Annotated in this window: 19 protein-coding genes; 10 read left to right on the top strand and 9 right to left on the bottom strand. The window is 69.2% G+C overall.

Annotated features, from left to right (window positions below):
- Window positions 1-2: 2 nt before the first annotated feature.
- Window positions 3-1,226 (bottom strand): Ig-like domain-containing protein, encoded by a 1,224-nt coding sequence (locus tag ABZ552_RS23385; protein WP_281881175.1) that lies wholly within the window; start codon window positions 1,224-1,226, stop codon window positions 3-5.
- An 81-nt stretch (window positions 1,227-1,307) separates the two neighbouring features.
- Complete coding sequence (locus ABZ552_RS23380) at window positions 1,308-2,348, bottom strand: UDP-N-acetylmuramate dehydrogenase (protein WP_281919443.1); 1,041 nt, start codon at window positions 2,346-2,348, stop codon at window positions 1,308-1,310.
- Between the two features lie 253 nt (window positions 2,349-2,601).
- Between ABZ552_RS23380 and ABZ552_RS23375 the strand changes: the two genes are divergently transcribed.
- The 3 genes from ABZ552_RS23375 to ABZ552_RS23365 all read left to right on the top strand — a co-directional run bounded on the left by ABZ552_RS23375 (window position 2,602) and on the right by ABZ552_RS23365 (window position 4,506).
- Window positions 2,602-3,087 (top strand): DUF2505 domain-containing protein, encoded by a 486-nt coding sequence (locus ABZ552_RS23375; protein ID WP_281916463.1) that lies wholly within the window; start codon window positions 2,602-2,604, stop codon window positions 3,085-3,087.
- Between the two features lie 121 nt (window positions 3,088-3,208).
- Window positions 3,209-3,730: a DUF2505 domain-containing protein gene (locus ABZ552_RS23370; RefSeq protein ID WP_281875829.1), complete on the top strand. Its 522-nt coding sequence runs from the start codon at window positions 3,209-3,211 to the stop codon at window positions 3,728-3,730.
- On the top strand, window positions 3,700-4,506 hold the full coding sequence (locus ABZ552_RS23365; protein ID WP_357439711.1) for a class I SAM-dependent methyltransferase: 807 nt from the start codon (window positions 3,700-3,702) through the stop codon (window positions 4,504-4,506). The genes ABZ552_RS23370 and ABZ552_RS23365 overlap by 31 nt, the downstream gene beginning before the upstream one ends.
- Before the next feature lie 11 nt (window positions 4,507-4,517).
- Here the strand turns inward: ABZ552_RS23365 and ABZ552_RS23360 are convergent, their stop codons facing one another.
- The gene (locus ABZ552_RS23360) at window positions 4,518-5,126 is read right to left on the bottom strand and encodes a hypothetical protein (RefSeq protein WP_281875832.1); all 609 of its coding nucleotides are present in this window, start codon (window positions 5,124-5,126) and stop codon (window positions 4,518-4,520) included.
- A 99-nt stretch (window positions 5,127-5,225) separates the two neighbouring features.
- On the opposite strand from ABZ552_RS23360, the gene ABZ552_RS23355 reads away from it, so the two are divergent.
- Window positions 5,226-5,948: a DUF2993 domain-containing protein gene (locus tag ABZ552_RS23355; protein ID WP_357439708.1), complete on the top strand. Its 723-nt coding sequence runs from the start codon at window positions 5,226-5,228 to the stop codon at window positions 5,946-5,948.
- Between the two features lie 68 nt (window positions 5,949-6,016).
- Here ABZ552_RS23355 and deoC read toward each other — a convergent pair whose 3' ends face one another.
- The gene (gene deoC, locus ABZ552_RS23350) at window positions 6,017-6,685 is read right to left on the bottom strand and encodes a deoxyribose-phosphate aldolase (protein ID WP_281875834.1); all 669 of its coding nucleotides are present in this window, start codon (window positions 6,683-6,685) and stop codon (window positions 6,017-6,019) included.
- 154 nt (window positions 6,686-6,839) lie between these two features.
- Here deoC and ABZ552_RS23345 point away from each other — a divergent pair, with 154 nt between their 5' ends.
- Window positions 6,840-7,382, top strand: a complete 543-nt coding sequence (locus ABZ552_RS23345; RefSeq protein ID WP_281875836.1) for an N-acetyltransferase — start codon at window positions 6,840-6,842, stop codon at window positions 7,380-7,382.
- Between the two features lie 317 nt (window positions 7,383-7,699).
- Window positions 7,700-8,590, top strand: coding sequence for a formyltetrahydrofolate deformylase (purU, locus tag ABZ552_RS23340; protein WP_159841558.1), 891 nt, complete (start codon window positions 7,700-7,702; stop codon window positions 8,588-8,590).
- Window positions 8,591-8,609: 19 nt separating this feature from the next.
- On the opposite strand, the gene ABZ552_RS23335 is transcribed toward purU, so the two are convergent.
- The 5 genes from ABZ552_RS23335 to ABZ552_RS23315 all read right to left on the bottom strand — a co-directional run bounded on the left by ABZ552_RS23335 (window position 8,610) and on the right by ABZ552_RS23315 (window position 12,634).
- Window positions 8,610-9,653 (bottom strand): alpha/beta hydrolase, encoded by a 1,044-nt coding sequence (locus ABZ552_RS23335; protein ID WP_281875838.1) that lies wholly within the window; start codon window positions 9,651-9,653, stop codon window positions 8,610-8,612.
- Window positions 9,654-9,745: 92 nt separating this feature from the next.
- The gene (locus ABZ552_RS23330) at window positions 9,746-10,051 is read right to left on the bottom strand and encodes a DUF2516 family protein (RefSeq protein WP_039802199.1); all 306 of its coding nucleotides are present in this window, start codon (window positions 10,049-10,051) and stop codon (window positions 9,746-9,748) included.
- A 68-nt stretch (window positions 10,052-10,119) separates the two neighbouring features.
- A complete protein-coding gene (locus tag ABZ552_RS23325; RefSeq protein ID WP_281875839.1) occupies window positions 10,120-10,809 on the bottom strand; it encodes a heparin-binding hemagglutinin in 690 nt (229 codons plus the stop codon).
- Entirely contained in the window at window positions 10,806-11,312 is a 507-nt protein-coding gene (locus ABZ552_RS23320; RefSeq protein ID WP_159841552.1) for a helix-turn-helix transcriptional regulator, read from the bottom strand. The genes ABZ552_RS23325 and ABZ552_RS23320 overlap by 4 nt, the downstream gene beginning before the upstream one ends.
- Window positions 11,313-11,416: 104 nt before the next feature.
- On the bottom strand, window positions 11,417-12,634 hold the full coding sequence (locus ABZ552_RS23315; protein ID WP_281881179.1) for a DUF445 family protein: 1,218 nt from the start codon (window positions 12,632-12,634) through the stop codon (window positions 11,417-11,419).
- 351 nt (window positions 12,635-12,985) lie between these two features.
- On the opposite strand from ABZ552_RS23315, the gene ABZ552_RS23310 reads away from it, so the two are divergent.
- The 4 genes from ABZ552_RS23310 (at window position 12,986) to ABZ552_RS23295 (ending at window position 17,221) form a co-directional block, all read left to right on the top strand.
- Window positions 12,986-13,654: a TetR/AcrR family transcriptional regulator gene (locus tag ABZ552_RS23310; RefSeq protein ID WP_281875840.1), complete on the top strand. Its 669-nt coding sequence runs from the start codon at window positions 12,986-12,988 to the stop codon at window positions 13,652-13,654.
- 221 nt (window positions 13,655-13,875) lie between these two features.
- A complete protein-coding gene (locus tag ABZ552_RS23305) occupies window positions 13,876-15,288 on the top strand; it encodes an AarF/ABC1/UbiB kinase family protein (protein WP_357439702.1) in 1,413 nt (470 codons plus the stop codon).
- A 36-nt stretch (window positions 15,289-15,324) separates the two neighbouring features.
- A complete protein-coding gene (locus ABZ552_RS23300) occupies window positions 15,325-16,575 on the top strand; it encodes a saccharopine dehydrogenase NADP-binding domain-containing protein (RefSeq protein ID WP_357439699.1) in 1,251 nt (416 codons plus the stop codon).
- A gap of 13 nt (window positions 16,576-16,588) precedes the next feature.
- Window positions 16,589-17,221 carry a class I SAM-dependent methyltransferase gene (locus tag ABZ552_RS23295; protein ID WP_357439696.1) on the top strand — a complete coding sequence of 211 codons (633 nt, stop codon included), beginning with the start codon at window positions 16,589-16,591 and terminating at the stop codon, window positions 17,219-17,221.
- Window positions 17,222-17,253 lie beyond the last annotated feature (32 nt).

Genomic DNA, 17,253 nt, shown 5'->3' with positions numbered 1-17,253 from the left:
GGTCAGCGCGCTCCGGCGGGCCGCGGCGGCAAGGGCGTGGCGGAGACCACGGCCGACGGCGCGCCCTGCAACGCCGACATGGTCTTCCAGGTGCTCCAGTCGATGGTCCAGTCGTAGAGGTCGCCGTCGGCGGCCGACAGCGGGATCGATGTGCCGGTCACTTCGACCGGATCGCCGTACAGAGCCGTGGGGAAATACGCCTGGGCGTCACCGGGCGAGAGATTGATGCACCCGTTGGTGACGTTCGCCGACCCTTGCGCCGACAGTGATTCCGGGTTGGCGTGGATGAATTCGCCGTTGTTGGAGATGCGTACCGCCCAGCGTTCGCGGACATTGGTGTAGTACGGCGGATTCGACATCAGGAAATCCTCGTACTTCTCCGTGACCACGTGAACGCCGGAACGGGTCACGTTGCGCGGTTCGTTGCCCTCGCCGTAACTGACCGCGAAATCGAACACCACCTGCCCGTCGCGCACCACCTGCATGCGGTGGCTCGGCGCGCTCGCCTTGACGATCTGGCTGCGGCCGATGCGGAAATCCGTGGTCAGATCGGAATCGCCGTAATTGCCGCCGCCCAGGTCGAGTCCGTAGAGCCGGGCCGAGACGTGCACGCTCGTCCCCGGCGTCCAATAGTTCTTCGGACGCCAGTGCAGCCGGGAGCCGCCGTCGTCCGGGAACCAGGCCCACGCGCCCTCGGTTGGCGGATCGGTGGTGATGGTCAGCGCCTTCTCCACCGCCGCCTTGTTCGCGACGGAGGACTTGAACTGCAGGATGATCGGCGCGGCGATGCCGACTTCCTGGTTGTCGCCGATGTTCAGGGTCGCCGGGACGGTGCTCTTGGGGGCGAGGGTGCGGAACGAGCCGTCGATCGGGATCGCCTTGCCGTCGGTGCCGACGGCGGTGCCCGACCAGGTGTAGGTGGCGTCGTAGCCGAGCGGCTCGGTGATGGTGAAACCGCGCCGGTCCGGCGCGAGCTCGCCGCGAACCTGCTTGCCTGCGGCGTTGGTCAGCGCCACCTGGTCGATGGTGCCGTCGCTGATCGTCACCGAGACCGGCGCGGTCGGGTTGACGTTCGTGGCGTCGTCGGCTGGATTCAACGTTGCTTTCGCGATCGGACCGGTGGCGGACCCCGGCTTGCCGGAGTCGCGGTCTATCGTGCATCCGGTCGCCAGGGCGACGACCACCAGCAGGACGGCCGACACCACGGCAACCGATCGGCGGATCATCGGGCGGTGGTTCACTTCGTCGAATCTACGCTCGGCGCGTGTTCCATCCCGTTGTCGCAGCGTGTGGTGTCGGCCTCAGCGTCAGAGCGTGATGCCCACGGTGACCGGTTCCGGTTCCAAGCGGATCCCGAAACGCTCGGCGACGCCGTCGCGGACCGTCCGGGCCAGCGCCACCAGATCGGCCGCGCTGGCTGCGCCGCGATTGGTCAGCGCCAGTGTGTGTTTCGTCGACAGCCGGGCGGGCGCCCCGTCGCCGGGGAACCCCTTGGCGAACCCGGCCCGCTCGATCAGCCAGCCCGCGGAGAACTTGACGCCGTCCGGCGCCGGGTAGGTGGGCACCGGGACGTCGCCGGCGTGCGCGGCGATCATGGCGCGCACCCGCGCCTCCCGTTCCGGCGTGACCACCGGGTTGGTGAAAAACGATCCCGCGCTCCAGGTGTCGTGGTCGGCGGGATCGAGCACCATGCCTTTGCCCGCGCGCAACCGCAGCACCGCGTCCCTGACCTGCGCCGCGGGCCGGGACTCGCCGTCCGCGGCGCCCAGCGCCGAAGCCAGTTCGCCGTACCGCAGCGGCACGCTGGAACCGTCGGCCCGCAAGGCGAATTCGACCGCGAGCACGACGGCGTCGTCGCGATGCTTGAGCACGCTGGTGCGGTAACCGAACCCGAGTTCGCCCGGCTCCACCCAGCGGATCTCCCCCGCGGCGCGGTCCAGCAGGCGAACCCGGCGCAGCAGGTTCGCCACCTCCGCGCCGTAGGCGCCTACGTTCTGCACGGGCGTCGCACCGGCCGAGCCGGGAATCCCGGACAGGCACTCCAGTCCGCCGAGACCCGCGGCGACCGTCGCGCGCACCACGTCGTCCCAGTTCGCGCCCGCCTCGGCGATCACGCCGCCGTCGCCGATCTCGACACCGGTGGTGGCGACCCGCACCACCACGCCGTCGAAGCCATCGTCCCCCACGAGCAGATTGGAGCCGCCCGCGAGCAGCAGTACCGGGACGCCCGCCGCGTCCAGCGCGCGTACCGTCGCGACCAGCGCCTCGGTCGTCGCGCATTCTGCGACCAGCGCGGGCCCGCCCACCCGCAGGGTGGTCAGCTCCGATAGCCGCACGTCCGCGCGCAGCCGCGCACCGGTACCGGCGAGGAGGTCCGACGGCGCCACTCGTGAAGTTCGCACGGTGCTCAACGGTAGCGTGCGCCCTGATGACCGCACGCTCGCGTAGTCCGCCGCGAGCGGATCGGAGACAGCACGCCGGAAGCTCGAATCGCCCACTTGTAGTGCCGGCTGACAGCTACTCGCCGGCATATTTCCACCGCCGGCGGATCCGGCGGCACGACTCGTGCGGCCCGAGCGCCGCACGGTAGCGTGTGCACCCATGGCTACACCGCTGGCGTACACGGCCCGCTACTCCCATCCGCCCGCCGCGGTGCGCGCGGCGTTCGCGAACGACCAGTACTGGAAGGATCGCATCGCGGCGGTCGGTGGCCCCAACGCCCGGCTGGATTCGGTCACCGTCGGCGGTCACCAGGTGCGCGTCGAGATGGTGCAGGCCATCGCCACCGAACAGCTGCCGCCCGCGATCACCGCGGTGCGCCCCGGCGATCTGATCATCCCGCGCGTCGAACAGTGGAGCGGGGACGAGGCCACCTTCGAGGCCCGCGTCGAGGGCGCGCCCGCCGAGGTGCGCGGCACCATCAGCCTGGCCGCCGAGGGCTCCGGCGCCGTCGCCACGGTCGAGGGCACCATCGAGGTGAAGATTCCGCTGTTCGGCGGCAAGATCGAGAAGGCGATCGCGGAGCATCTCACCGAGCTGCTGAAGAACGAAGCCGAATTCACCGGCACCTGGCTCACCGAGCATTGATTCGCCCGCGGCGCGCGGGCATTGTTCCACGTCACACCATGCGGTCCCGGCGTTCGTGGCTATTGGGCACTCCACCCGCCCGCCGAGGTCGGCGCCGTCGCACCCAGTAACGTGTGAGCCCATGGCACGCCGATTGGACTACTCCGCCCGCTATCCGCTGCACACCACGAAAGAGCTGTACGCGGCGCTGTCGAACCGCGACTACTGGGAAGCGCGGATGGAAGAGATGCGGAAGCTCACTCCCGGCAACCAGGTGGTCCGGCTGGAGGCGGGCGACGGCGGCATCGACGTCGAACTGCATCACGTCCTGCCCCGCGACATGCTGCCGGAGATCGCGCAGACCGTGATGCGCAAGGACATGGTGATCACCCGCAAGGAGTCCTACAGCCCGTACAACGCGGAGGAGACCACCGGCAAGTACTCGGCGTCCATCCCGGCGGGGCCCGGCAGCCTCGGCGGCGCCATCCGCCTGTTCCCCACCGAGACCGGCTGCACCATGCGCTTCTCCTCGGAGGCGAAGGTGTTCATTCCCATGGTCGGGCCGCGCCTGGAACAGCTGATGCTGGTCAACCTGGTCGACCTGTTCCGCGGCGAGGCAGAGTTCACGGTGCGGTGGCTGGAAGAACAGCACTCCACTCGCTGACCAAACCGGTCGGCACCATCACCCGTGGCACCACCGCCGTCAACCGTCTCCGCCGCAGCGATCGCTGGCTGATCAACGACGAACTCGTCGCCGACCGGCTGCGTGCCGCCGCCGATCCACTGGTGGTCGACCTCGGCTACGGCGCGAGCCCCTGGACCACGTTCGAGCTGGCCGCGCGGCTGCGCACGATCCGCGCCGACGTGCGGCTGGTCGGGCTCGAGATCGATCCGCAGCGCGTGGTGCCCGGCCGCGACGGCGTCACCTTCGCACGCGGCGGCTTCGAACTGGCCGGGTTGCGGCCCGTTCTGGTGCGCGCCTTCAATGTGCTGCGGCAGTATCCGGAGTCGGCGGTCGCCGAGGCGTGGTCGACCGTGCTGGCCGGGCTGGCACCGGACGGTCTGCTGGTGGACGGCACCTGTGACGAATTGGGCAGGCGCTGCGCATGGGTCCTGCTCGATCGGGACGGGCCGCGCTCGCTCACGCTGGCCTGGGACCCGTTCACCGTCGAGCGGCCCTCCGATCTCGCCGAACGCTTGCCGAAGGCGTTGATCCACCGCAACGTCCCCGGCGAACCGATCCACGCGCTGCTCGCCGCCGCCGATCGCGCCTGGGCCCACGCGGCGCCGATGGCGCCTTTCGGTCCTCGCGTCCGCTGGCGCGCGGCGGCGCACGCGCTGCGCGCCGAGGGCTTCCCGATCCGCCACTACCGCCGTCGCCAGCGCGACAACGTGCTCTCGGTGCCGTGGCAGGCTGTCGCGCCGCTCGGTGCGGGCTGAGGGCGGTCTCGTCACGCTACGGCGAGCGCCTGATATACCCGTCGCGCGGCGCGCGGCGACAAGCGCGACCCCGCGTCGGTGATCTCCCCGCCCGCGCACCGGCGGATGGCGACCGCGTCGGCGACCACCTCGTTCAGAGCTGCTTGGCCGATATCGGCCTCGGCCAGGTCGAGCACCGTGCGCACCGGCGTCGTCACCAGGAACGGGCCCGCCGATTCCACGTCGCCGCCGACCAGCGACCGGCGCACCACCGCCAGCCGAGGCGTGACCGGCGGACGTCCGGTGCGCACCGACAGGTGCAGGAAACGCGGGCGCAGGCTGCCGAGCCCGTGCAGTTCCGCCGCACTCTGGTGGGAGACGACCGCGGCGCCGTCGAACCAGGCCGCCCACATCGCGTATTCGTCGAGTGGGCCTTCCGGCCACCCGGCCAACCGCAGCATGCCGATCCCCGCCCTGGTCACCGAACCGTCGCCGAGGGCTGCTCGCACCCGCGCCCCACACCCGGTGCGCAGCACCTGCCGAGTCGTGAAGAAACCGGCGTGCCGACCGGCCCAACGGCGCAGAACACGCCATCCTTGTTCCGCGGATCCGATCGCGCGGCTTGCCACATCGCCAGCCATGGAGATCAGGCTACGCCCGGATTTTGTGCTTCATGTCACATTCGAACCCCTCACCGCCTCCACAGAGACGGCTCAGAAAGGTCGGGAAGAATTTTGACCATGAGTACGAACGCAACCTCCACCTCGACGATCACCCGGCGAGGCCTGCTGATCGCCCTGACCGTGGTAGCGGTTCTGCTCGCCACGGTGCTGGTCGGCGGCGAGGCCTACGCCAGGCACACGGTCTCGAGCTGCATCAGCTCGCAGTTCGAGAAGGAAATGGGATCGAAGATCGACGTGAGCTTCGGGCCCAAGCCGATGCTGGTCACCTGGATCGACGGCAAGGTGCCGTCGGTGCGGGTGAACAGCGCCGACTCCAAGTTCGGCCCCGCCGTCGGGATGGGGGTGCACGCCGTCTTCCGGGACGTCGATGTCGCCGACCCCAACGGCAGCGTGATCGGCAGCTCCTCCGCCGACGTCACCTGGAGCAACGAAGGGATCAAGGAGACCCTCGGCGGCATGGTCAGCGGGGTGACCTCCTCGGCGGATTCCGGCATGCTCACCCTGGCGGTGCTCGGCGGCATCGCCGAACTCCAGCTGAAGCCGCAGATCGTGAACGGCGCGGTGCAGGTGGAGACGATGTCGGCGGAACTGCTCGGCATCGGATTGCCCGCCGATTTCGTGCAGAGCATCGTCGACCTGTTCACCCAGAGTCTGCAGAGCTATCCGCTCGGCATGACGGCGACCGAGGTGAAGGTCACCGACTCGGGCGTCGACGTCCATCTGTCGGGTGGGCGTACCCAACTCGAGTCCGCCGGTAACAGCTCCGACATGCGCTGCTGACGCGCCGCGCCGCAACGAACTTCGGGGTGCGCGGCGGCGAAGACGGCCGCGGAGCTGTCCGGCTCCGGTCAGGCCGGGAAGCCGTCGAGCACGTCGCGCGACCTGGACAGTCCGAGCCGGGTCGCGCCCGCCGCGATCAGCTCCGCCGCCGCCTCCGCGGTCCGGATGCCGCCGCTGGCCTTGACGCCGAGCCGGCCGCCGACCGTCTCGGCCATCAATCCCACCGCGTGGGCGCTCGCACCACCCGCGGGATGAAATCCCGTGGAGGTCTTCACGAAATCGGCTCCCGCGCGTTCGGCGACCCGGCACACCTGCACGATCGCCTCGTCCGGCAGTGCGGCCGATTCGATGATCACTTTCAGCAGCGCTCGATCGCCCACCGCCTCGCGCACCGTGACGATGTCGGCGAGCACCGCGGTGTAATCACCCGCGCGAGCCGCGCCGACATCGATGACCATGTCGACCTCGGCGGCGCCCTGGTCCACCGCGAGCCGCGCCTCCGCGCCCTTCACCAGCGAATGATGCTTGCCGGAGGGGAATCCGGCGACGGTGGCGACCACCAGCCCGGGCGCGCGCACCGGCAACATCGACGGCGACACGCAGATCGCGAGCACGCCCAACGCCCGCGCGTCTTCGACCAGCGCGTCGACCTCGTCGCGCGTCGCCTCCGGGGCGAGCAGTGTGTGATCGATCATGGCGGCCACTTCGGCCCTGGTCAGCGACGTGGAACTTGCCATGGGTCCAGAGTCTGGCACACCCGGCGCGAATTCCGTTGCGCGCCTGGTGGCACTTCCCGCACACTCGTAGCTGATGGCGCATCGGAGAGCGGGACGCCACGGTCGACTGACTAACGTGTGCGGATGGGCCTACTTCGTTCGGGAGGAGACGACCGTGCTGATCCGTCGCGAACGCGCCGACGACGCCGCTGCGATCGCGGCGGTGCATCGCAGCGCATTCGCCCCGCGCTATGCCTCTGCCGGCACTTCCGGTGACCGGGTCGACGCGGATCCACCCGAGGTGGACTTGGTCGCGCAGTTGCGCAGCGACGAGGGCTGGATTCCCACGCTCTCCCTGGTGGCGATCGAGCACGACAGCGTGGTGGGTCACCTGTGCCTGACCAGAGCTGCCGTCGGCCCGTTCCCGGTGCTGGCACTCGGCCCGATCGGCGTCCTCGCCGATCATCAAGGCGCCGGAGTCGGCTCGGCCCTCATGCACGCGGCCCTCGGCGCCGCCGACGCCCTCGACGAACCCCTGATCGGCCTGCTCGGCAGCCTGGAGTTCTACCCCCGCTTCGGTTTCGTCCCCGCCGCCCGTCTCGGCATCACCCCGGACGACCCGGCTTGGATCAGCCACTTCCAGGTCCGCTCCCTGTCCGCCTACGATTCCCAAATCGTCGGCGAATTCCGTTACGCGGACCCGTTTTACAGCCTTTGAGCGCCGCCACTGAGTTCAGACGCCCGGGGTGCGCAGACGACCTGGGCTCTGAAATATCCCGCGCGTCGACCTGGTGCGAGTTCCACGCCCATCCTGAGTACCAGCGCGACGGCGCTAGGCCCACGGATCGATGACGGGCACTCCAGCAGCTCGGAATGACGCGGTATCGCGGGTGGCGACAGCCATCCGCGCGGCGCTGGCGGTAGCCGCGATATAGCCGTCGGCAGTGCCGATCGCGGCTCCACTGGCGCGGGCCGCGGCCATGAGTTCCACATACACCGCGATCGAGTGCGCGGCGCGCCTGGGAAGATGTACGCATGAGTTCCGCTTCTCCCGTTCTGGACGATCGCCGTTACGTGCTGACGCTCGGCTGCAAGGATCGTCCGGGCATCATCGCCGGGATCACGTCGTTCATCGCCGAGTTCGGCGGCTCGATCGTGGAGGCGGGGTATCACTCCGACGTGGAGACGGGCTGGTTCTTCACGCGCCAGGCGATCAAGGCCGCGACGGTGCCGTTCGGGATCGCGGAGCTGCGGGACCGGTTCGCCGGGGTGGCGGCCGGCCTGGGGCCGGAGACCGAATGGCAGCTGCTGGACTCCCGGTCGCGCCGCCGTGCGGTGCTGCTGGTCAGCAAGGACGGGCACTGCCTGCACGACCTGCTCGGGCGCGCGGCCAGCGGTGAGCTGCCCGCCACCATCGAGGCGGTGATCGGCAACCACCCCGATCTGGCGGCGATGACCGAGGCGCACGGGGTGAAGTTCCATCACGTGCCGTTCCCGAAGGACCCGGCCGAGCGCGGGCCGGCGTTCGAGGAGGTCCGCGCCCTGGTGGACGCGCACGACCCGCACGCGGTGGTGCTGGCGCGGTTCATGCAGGTGTTGCCTGCCGAGCTGTGCGAGCACTGGGCGGGCAAGGCGATCAACATCCACCACAGCTTCTTGCCCTCGTTCGTCGGCGCCCGCCCCTATCACCAGGCGTTCGCCCGCGGCGTGAAGCTGATCGGCGCGACCTGCCACTACGTGACCGCGGAACTGGACGCGGGCCCGATCATCGAACAGGACGTCATCCGCATCGATCACGCGGACGAGGTACGCGACATGGTCCGCCAAGGCCGCGACATCGAGCGGGTGGTGCTCGCGCGCGGGCTGCGCTGGCATCTGGAAGGGCGCGTCCTGGTGCACGGCCGCCGGACGGTGGTCTTCTCCTGACCGGCGCGCCCTCGGCGCGTCAGCCCGCGAGGTCGGCGCGGGCGGACTTGCCCGCCGCGGCGAGGACGCGGGCCAGTTCCTCGTTGAACCGTTCGTAGGCCTCGACGTTGCCGAGATGGCCGGTGGGCAGCACCTGGTAGCGCGCGAGGCTGCCGGTCTGCCGGAGCAGCTCGACGATGCGTTCGGAGTGGACCGGCGGCGTCATGTCGTCGAACTGCCCCGACAGCACTGTCGTGGGCACCACCAGGCTCCTGGCCGCCTCCCCGACGTCCATCGTGGCGAGCAGGAAACCGAACTTGGACCGCACCCGGGCCGGGCACGACCGCACGATGGCCATGCTGAAGTCCAGCAGGTCGCCTTTCGCCGCGGTGCTGAGGATCTGGCGCGCGAACAGCCAGCGCACCGGCGCGATGGGCGGGAAGACGAGCGGGGCGCCCAGGCCGAGCCTGCCGAAGAGGAACGGCAGCGGCACTTTCAGTTGCAGCAGCCGCAGCGGGCGGTTGAGCAGCGGCACCACTGTGGTCTCCAGGATCAGCCGATCGGCCGCGGTATTGGTCAGCAGCACCGCGAGGGCTCGGCGCGCGACCTGCTCCGGGTAGCGTCCCGCCCACGCCTGCAGCGTCATGCCGCCGAGACTGTGGCCGACCAGCACGGCCCGCTGCCCGGGCGCGAGCGCGGCGTCGAGCACCGCGGCCAAGTCGTCGGCCAGCAGGCCCATGGTCAGCTCGCTTGAGCCGTATTCGCTCTCGCCGTGGCCGCGCTGATCGTAGGCGATCACGCGATAATCGCCGGCGAACGCATTGATCTGCGGGTTCCAGTACTCGAGGCAGCAGGTCCAGCCGTGCACGAGCACGACGGCCGGCTTGTCCGGCGGACCGTAGGCGTGTACCCGCAGCCGAGCTCCGTCCCCGGCGCGGACCGGGATCACCTCGCGGGGCGCGGCCGGGGGGTTGAACGCGACGGTCTGGTAGGTACGCGAACGCAGGTCGGCGCTGTGCGCGGCGCGCAAGCTCCGGAGCAGTCCCGGGAAGCTCGTCAACGCGGTCGGCAGCATGGCACGCATCGGACACTCCTTTGTGTTACTGCTAGATACAGTAACCCCGATTCGCGCCGCTTGCTAGTGCAAGCACCCTTACCTGTCGGCAGTCTTCCCTCTCACCAGCGCGGACCCCGCTGCACCTCGTCCACCTTGGGCCGTACGTCGGCCAAGTAGACACCCGTGGCGATGATCGCCGCGAAGGACAGCAGGCCCAGCCCCGCGGGTGAGAGTAGAAGCACGAGCACAGCCGCCCCGAGAATCGCCAGCCAGATCGGCTTGGTCAGTTTGTCCACCGCGGTGAACGCGTCCGGACGCTGACGCACGGCGTGGATCAGCGCGAAAATCGTCGCACCGAGCGCCGCCAGCCACAGCACCAGCAGGATCATCCCGGTCAATCCGTGCACCATATTCACCCCACCCATCATAGAAGCAACGCCCCCGCGCACCAGGGGTGCGCGAGGGCGTGGAATCGCACTCAGCGGCGGGCCGTTCAGGCCTTCTTGGGGGCGGCCTTCTTCGCCGGAGCCTTCTTGGCGGCGGGCGTGGTGGCCTTCTTGGCCGGAGCCTTCTTCGCCGCACCGTTCGTGACCGGAGCCGGGGTGGACTCGGTGGTCACCTCGACGACCTCGGCCTCCACGACCGGTTCCGGGACGATGTCCGCCTCGGTTTCCACCTCGACCTCGGTCTCGACCTTGACCGGGCGGCCGAGCAGTCCGTTGACGCGCCCGACCACATCCTCGGCGCGGCTCACAGCGTCGCCGTAGAGGGTCTCGACCTTGCCGATCCGCTCCTCGACGGCCTGGTTGGCGCGCAGCCGCTCGATGGTCTCCTCACCGCGGGCGGCAAGGTCGGCGTAGAGGTCGAGCGCCTGCCGGTAGTACTTCTCGGCCAGGGCGCGCAGCTCCTCGGCGGTGAACTTCTCGCGCAGCTCGGCGAGGTCGTCCGGCAGCTCCGACGGCAGTCCGGACAGCCGCTCGCGCAGCGTGTCGAACTGCGCCTGCACGTCGGCGGGGACGTTGGCGAAGCGCTCGCGCGCCTCCTCCACCCGGGCCTGCACCTCGGTGGCGGCCGCGCGCTCGCGCACCTGGGCGAACACGTCGTTCACGGCGGTGTAGAGGGCGTCACCCGCACCGACGGTGGCGAGCAAGGGCTTGGTGACGGTGGCGTTCTTCTCGGTCATAAGGTTTCGTTCTCCTGGCGTGGCGGAGTGTCGGTTGTCGTGCGCGGAACGTCGCTGTCCCATACGTCCCCCCCTGCCTCGTTTCCTCCGTTTTCCCGGCGAAACGATTCATAGATGTCCAGCAGCACCTGCTTCTGCCGCTCACTGATCGACGTGTCGGCGAGCAGGGCGTCCCGGACCGGACTGTGCGGCCGCTGCTCGAGATAGCCAGCCCGTACGTACAAGACCTCCGATGAGACCCGCAGCGCTTTCGCGATCTGCGTGAGCACTTCGGCGGACGGATTACGCAGTCCGCGCTCGATCTGGCTGAGGTACGGATTGCTCACCCCCGCCAGCTGGGCGAGCTGACGCAGCGAGACTTGCGCCGCTTCCCGCTGCGCCCTGATGAAGCCTCCGATGTCGTGCGCCGCGTTGACGACGCGACCCGCTCGTTCTCCGACGCCGGACGAATGCTCGTCCGATCTGTCGGTGTACTCGGCGGAAACCTCGGGCTGGTCTGCCATCACTCACCTTCTGGCGGTTGTACGGGTTCGATTCTAGGTCAGGGTGCTAGCTATTGCAAGCAGTCTGCTAGCAGTGTTTCGGCAAACGTTCCGCGTGCCGCGGATCAGCCGCCGAACATCAGATGGGAAATCGTGTAGATCGCCAGTCCGGCAAGCGAACCGACGACGGTTCCGTTGATCCGGATGAATTGCAGATCCCGGCCGACCTGCAATTCGATCTTCTTGCTCGCTTCGTCGGCATCCCACCGGGCAACCGTGTCGGTGACCAGGGTGCTGATCTCACCGGCATAGTTTTCCACCAAGTACCGCGCCCCGCGATCGATCCAGCCGTCGACGTTGGCCCGCATGTCCGGGTCGTCGCGCAACCGCTCGCCGAGCTGCTGCACGTTCTCGGCGACCTTGCGCCGCAGCGTGCTGCCCGGATCGTCGGCGGATTCCAGGATCAGCCGCTTCGCCGCGCGCCAGGTGGCCGAGGCCAGTCCGGTGATCTCCTCGCGGCCCATGATCTGGGCCTTGATGCGCTCCGCCTTCTTGATCATGGCGTCGTCGAATTGCAGGTCCTCGGCGAATTCCTCCAGGAACCGATTCGCGGCGAGGCGCACCTCGTGCTCCGGATTCGAGCGAATTTTCCAGGTGAACTCGACCAGTTCGCGATAGATCCGTTCCGAAAGCAGGATGTTGACGAATTTCGGCGCCCATTGCGGGGCGTCGCGCAGCACGATCCGGTCGATCGTCTCCTGGGAGCCGAGCGCCCACTGGTGCGCGCGCTCGGCAAGCAGATCCAGTAGCGCGAGCTGCCGGTTGTCGGCCAGCAGTTCCGCCAGCACGCGCCCGATCGGCGGACCCCACAGCGGCTCGGCGATCCGCTTGACGATGGTGTTGTCGATGACCTGTTCCACGTCCTCGTCGCGCAGCACGCCGACGACGGCCCGCAGGAGCGTCGAACTCTCCTGCGCCACTCGCGCGGCATGACCTGGATCCGCCATCCAGCGTCCGACCCGCAGGGATATCCGGGCGGAACTCAGCTTCGCCGACACCACCTCCGGCGCCAGGAAGTTCGTGCCGACGAAGGTGCCGAGACTGGCGCCGAGCTGGTCTTTCTTGCGCCGGATGATCGCCGTGTGCGGAATGGGCAGGCCGAGCGGATGGCGGAACAAGGCGGTCACCGCGAACCAGTCCGCCAGCGCGCCGACCATGCCCGCCTCCGACGCGGCGCGCAGGTAGCCGACCCAATCGCCGCCCGCTCCGCGCGATTCGATCCAGCGGCAGAACAAATAGATCGCGGTTGCCAGGGCGAGCAGGCCGGTGGCCAGCGCCTTCATCCGCCAGAGGTCACGACGCTTGGCCGCCTCGTCGAGCACGGCGGCGAAGCCGAAGGGCGCGGCGGCAGGCGCGGCGGGGGCGTCCGCCACCGCGGTGTTGCCGGGAGCTTTCTCCATGCCTCCCATTCTGCTGTGCGCGGCGAAATGGGCGAGCGGGCGAGCGGAGCGGGGACACGCCAGACGCGCCCGACACTGTGGTTCCTACCGCATCCGCGCCCAAAAGCGCATATCACCGGTATCGGGGACCTAAGCTGGTAGCCACCGGAGCACATACGAACGAGGGAGCCCACGCTGTCCACCGAAGACCTTGTCGATATCGGCGAGCGACCGTCGGCGGTGCGCGGCGGCCGGATGGACGGCCGCAAGCGCCGGTGGCGGCAACACAAGATCGATCGCCGCGAGGAACTCGTCGACGGCACCCTCGCCGCCGTGCGCGCCCGCGGCTCCAGCGCGGGCATGGACGAGATCGCCGCGGAGATCGGCGTCTCCAAGACCGTGCTCTACCGCTACTTCTCCGACAAGAACGACCTGGTCCACGCGACCATGCAACGGTTCATCGAGACCACGCTGATGCCGCGGGTATACGGCGCGATCAGCCTGGACGCCGACGAGTACCAGCTGGTCCGCTCCGCGCTGGCCGAGTACGTCGGGACGGTCGACGAGGATCCCGAGGTCTACCGGTTCATCATGGGCAACGGCTCGGCCGACCAGTCCTCGCTCGCGGAGTTCGAGAAGCTCTTCGCCGAGGTGGTGTGCGCGGTCATCACCGAGCGCGCCAAGGACCGGGGCGTGGCGACCGAGGGCGCGGCGCTGGCGTCGTACGTGCTGGTCGGCGGCATCCAACTGGCGACGCACTGGTGGACCACCAACAAGTCGCTGTCCCGCGAAGACGTGATCGACTACCTCACCATGCTTGCCTGGAGCGCGATCGAGGGCATGGCCCGCGCCGGCGGTTCGCCCGCGGCGTTCAACGCGCAGCAGCACGTGCTGCCCGTGCCCGAGTCGCCCGTGCAAGACTGAATCCGCCATCGGCCCCGGCGCTAGCTGGACCGCTTGCAAAAGTTCACTGCCACTCTCGACTTTGTCGAAACCTTGGCTAGTCTGAACCCGAGCGGTGCGCCGAGTGCGCTGCGTCACCGCCTGCGCCGTACTCGACGGCGGTCCACGCGGGACACCCCGGTTCCGCGCGTCGCCGCCTGCGTGTCCGTCGCTACGACCGCGGCACCAACGGAGGTACCTCGATGGCGAAGCAAGTACCGACCTCTCGGCTTGCTCGTGGCACGAAACTGGGCGCGGTGGCAGCCAGTTCGGTGCTTCGCACCCAGCGCACGCGACTGACCATGCGGGGCAGATCCGAGGCCGTCCGGGCGAAGATGGCCGAAGAATCCATGATTCGCACCACCGAGCAAGTGGTCACGGTGCTGGGCACCATGAAGGGCGTGGCCATGAAGCTCGGCCAGATGATGTCGGTGCTCGACCTGGATCTGGTGCCCGAGGACCACCGGGAACGGTTCCAGAAACGCCTGGCCGTGCTGCGCGACGCGGCCCCGACGGTCTCCTTCGCGGCCATGCGCCAGGTGATCGAGGACGATTTCGGCAAGCCGCTCGACGCGGTCTTCGCCGAGTTCGACGCCGAGCCCGTCGCCGCCGCGTCGATCGGCCAGGTGTACCGGGCGCGGCTGCACGACGGTCGCCAGGTCGCGGTCAAGGTGCAGTACCCGGGCATCGACGCCGCGGTGCGCGCGGATCTGAAGAATCTCGCGATGTTCCGGCGCGTGCTGCAGTCCGCGATGCCCTGGGTGACGCCCGCGGTGCTGGACGAGCTGCGGCTGAACATGGAAGCCGAACTCGACTACCGGGCCGAGGCGGCCACCCAGCTGCAGATCGCCGAGTTGTACTCCGGGCACCCGTTCGTCATCGTGCCGCGCTCGCTGCCGGAGTTCTCCACCACAAGGGTGCTGGTCACCGAGTACGTGGAGGGCAAAGGCTTCGACGCGATCCGGCAGCTGCCGCAGGCGGAGCGCGACCGGATCGGCGAGATCATCTACCGGTTCTACGTGGGATCGTTGTTCACCTTCAACGAGTTCTGCGGCGACCCGCATCCCGGCAACGTGCTGCTCGCCGCCGACGGCCGGGTCGCCTTCCTGGATTTCGGATTGTTCAACCGCATGGACGCCGAGCACGTGCAGTTCGAACTGGTCTGTCTGCGCGCCGCCGCGGAGGATCGCGCCGAAGACCTGCGCGAGCTGATGATCCAGCGCGGCGTCATCGATTCACCGCAGGAGATCGGCGCCGAGGAGTGCCTGGAATACGTGCTGGCCGCCTCGGAATGGTGTCTGGTCGACGAGGAACTGACCATCACCCCGGAATTGGCCAGCGGCGCGTTCCTGCTCGCGGTGGACCCGAGGGCCAGCGAGTTCACCGGCATGAAGCAGCAGAACCTGCCGCCGGAACACCTCTTCTCCCGCCGCGCCGACTTCCTGACCTTCGGCATGCTCGGTCAGCTCGGCTGCACCGGGAACTGGCATCGCGTCGCCCGGGAATGGCTCTACGACGAACCGCCGGTCACCGATCTCGGCCGCGCCCATCACGCCTGGCTCGCCGACCGCCCGCCTGCCGCGCCGCAACGGCCGCGCAAGAAGACCACGAAGTAGCCGCCGACCGGCGACTCGACCCCAGAACGGAAGACCATGGCAGACACACGGGAATTCGACCTAGTCCTCTTCGGGGCGACGGGTTTCGTCGGCAAGCTCACCGCGGAGTACCTCCTCGGAGCCGCGCCGGAATCCGCCCGGATCGCCCTGGCGGGGCGGTCGCTGGACAAGCTGACGTCGGTCCGTGACGGTCTCGGCCCGAAAGCGGCGGACTGGGGCCTGGTGGTGGCCGACTCGACCGACCAGGCCGCGCTGGACGCGCTGGCGGCGCGCACCGAAGTCGTGGTCACCACGGTCGGCCCGTACCTGCGCTACGGGATGCCGCTGGTGGCGGCGTGCGCCAAGGCCGGCACCCACTACGCCGACCTCACCGGTGAGCCGCTGTTCATCCGCGACGCCATCGACGCCTATCACGAACAGGCCGTCGCCACGGGCGCGAAGATCGTGAACTCCTGCGGCTACGACTCGATTCCGTCGGATCTGAGCGTGTACCAGCTCTACCGCCGCACGGTCGAGGACAACGCCGGTGAACTCGTCGACACCACGCTGGTGGCCTCGCTCAAGGGCGGGGTCAGCGGCGGCACCATCGATTCCGGCCGCGCCATGATGGAGGCGATCGCCGCCGACCCGGCCAAGGGCAAGGTGCTGTCGCACCCGTACTCGCTGAGCCCGGACAAGGCGATGGATCCCGACGTCGGCCGCCAGTCCGATCAGGCGCTGTCGCGCGCCAGTGCCATCGACCCGAGCCTGGACGGGTGGGTGAGCACGTTCGTGATGGCCGCGCACAACACCAAGGTCGTGCGCCGCACCAACGGACTGCTCGGCTGGGTCTACGGCAAGAACTTCCGCTACCGCGAAGTGATGAGCGCGGGGAAGTCGCGGGTGGCGCCGCTGGTGGCGGCGGGCATGGCGGGCGGCATCGTGGCGGGCCTGACCGCGGGCGCGCTGCTGTCGCGGGCGGCCGCGGGCCGCAAGCTGCTGGACCGTGTGCTGCCCAAGCCGGGCACCGGCCCGGACGAGAAGGCGCGTAAGAGCGGCTGGTTCACCATGAAGACGTTCGCGCACACCACCTCCGGCGCGAAGTACGTGGCCACCTTCTCCGGCACCGGCGACCCGGGTTACCAGGCCACCGCGGTGCTGCTCGGCGAGAGCGGCCTGTGCCTGGCGTTCGACACCGACAAGCAACCCGAGCTCGCGGGCATCCTCACGCCCGCCGCCGCGATGGGCGACGCGTTGACCGAGCGGTTGCGCGCGGCGGGCATGACCATCACCGTGGACCGGGCCTGAGGGACGTGCCGCGGTGAACCTCGCACGCAAGACGATGAACGCCCCCGCGCTCGCCGCGGTGTACGAGCGAGCCTGGCGGCCGACGCTGTTCTATCTCGCCAGCGGGCGGACGACCGCGTCGGACCGGCGCGACGCGGTGACGACCCTGCGGCTCGGCGGCGCGCAGAAGGTGCTCGACATTGCTTGCGGGCCGGGCAATTTCACCAGATACCTGAGCGACGCACTGTCCGGCGACGGCTACGCGATCGGCTTGGACTACTCCGAGCCGATGCTGGCGCGCGCTGTCGCCGACAACGCCGGACCGCGCGTCGGGTATCTGCGCGGCGACGCGCGCTCGCTCCCGTTCGCGGACGGAACGTTCGACGCCGTCTGCTGTTTCGGCGCGCTCTATCTCATCCCCGACCCGCTCGTCGCCGCGCGCGAGATGATCCGCGTCCTGGCTCCCGGCGGCCGGATCGCGATCACCACCAGTTACCGGGCCGCCAACCCCATCGGCGAGGTGAGCCGCGTGGTCGGCGGTTTGAGCGGTCTGCGGGTGTTCGGCACACGGACTTTTCCGACCCTCTTCGCCGAGCAGGGCTTGGTGGAGATCGATCAGCGGGTCCATCGTCTGCTCCAGTACGTCAGCGCGACGAAACCCGCCTGATCGCGGGGCTTCCCGGCCGCACGGACGGTGCT

This window comes from Nocardia sp. NPDC019219, assembly GCF_040632645.1.
GTDB classification, from domain to species: Bacteria; Actinomycetota; Actinomycetes; order Mycobacteriales; family Mycobacteriaceae; genus Nocardia; species Nocardia sputorum.
The sequence above is the reverse complement of the archived record's forward strand: the minus strand, read 5'-3'. Positions and strand labels throughout refer to the sequence as shown.

What these genes read in the sequence shown, in the direction of transcription:
- ABZ552_RS23385 (WP_281881175.1), bottom strand. Translation starts at nt 1,226, where the DNA reads ATGATCCGCCGATCGGTTGCCGTGGTGTCGGCCGTCCTGCTGGTGGTC.
- ABZ552_RS23375 (WP_281916463.1), top strand. Translation starts at nt 2,602, where the DNA reads ATGGCTACACCGCTGGCGTACACGGCCCGCTACTCCCATCCGCCCGCC.
- ABZ552_RS23370 (WP_281875829.1), top strand. Translation starts at nt 3,209, where the DNA reads ATGGCACGCCGATTGGACTACTCCGCCCGCTATCCGCTGCACACCACG.
- ABZ552_RS23360 (WP_281875832.1), bottom strand. Translation starts at nt 5,126, where the DNA reads ATGGCTGGCGATGTGGCAAGCCGCGCGATCGGATCCGCGGAACAAGGA.
- ABZ552_RS23355 (WP_357439708.1), top strand. Translation starts at nt 5,226, where the DNA reads ATGAGTACGAACGCAACCTCCACCTCGACGATCACCCGGCGAGGCCTG.
- deoC (WP_281875834.1), bottom strand. Translation starts at nt 6,685, where the DNA reads ATGGCAAGTTCCACGTCGCTGACCAGGGCCGAAGTGGCCGCCATGATC.
- purU (WP_159841558.1), top strand. Translation starts at nt 7,700, where the DNA reads ATGAGTTCCGCTTCTCCCGTTCTGGACGATCGCCGTTACGTGCTGACG.
- ABZ552_RS23335 (WP_281875838.1), bottom strand. Translation starts at nt 9,653, where the DNA reads ATGCGTGCCATGCTGCCGACCGCGTTGACGAGCTTCCCGGGACTGCTC.
- ABZ552_RS23330 (WP_039802199.1), bottom strand. Translation starts at nt 10,051, where the DNA reads ATGGGTGGGGTGAATATGGTGCACGGATTGACCGGGATGATCCTGCTG.
- ABZ552_RS23325 (WP_281875839.1), bottom strand. Translation starts at nt 10,809, where the DNA reads ATGACCGAGAAGAACGCCACCGTCACCAAGCCCTTGCTCGCCACCGTC.
- ABZ552_RS23320 (WP_159841552.1), bottom strand. Translation starts at nt 11,312, where the DNA reads ATGGCAGACCAGCCCGAGGTTTCCGCCGAGTACACCGACAGATCGGAC.
- ABZ552_RS23315 (WP_281881179.1), bottom strand. Translation starts at nt 12,634, where the DNA reads ATGAAGGCGCTGGCCACCGGCCTGCTCGCCCTGGCAACCGCGATCTAT.
- ABZ552_RS23310 (WP_281875840.1), top strand. Translation starts at nt 12,986, where the DNA reads ATGGACGGCCGCAAGCGCCGGTGGCGGCAACACAAGATCGATCGCCGC.
- ABZ552_RS23305 (WP_357439702.1), top strand. Translation starts at nt 13,876, where the DNA reads ATGGCGAAGCAAGTACCGACCTCTCGGCTTGCTCGTGGCACGAAACTG.
- ABZ552_RS23300 (WP_357439699.1), top strand. Translation starts at nt 15,325, where the DNA reads ATGGCAGACACACGGGAATTCGACCTAGTCCTCTTCGGGGCGACGGGT.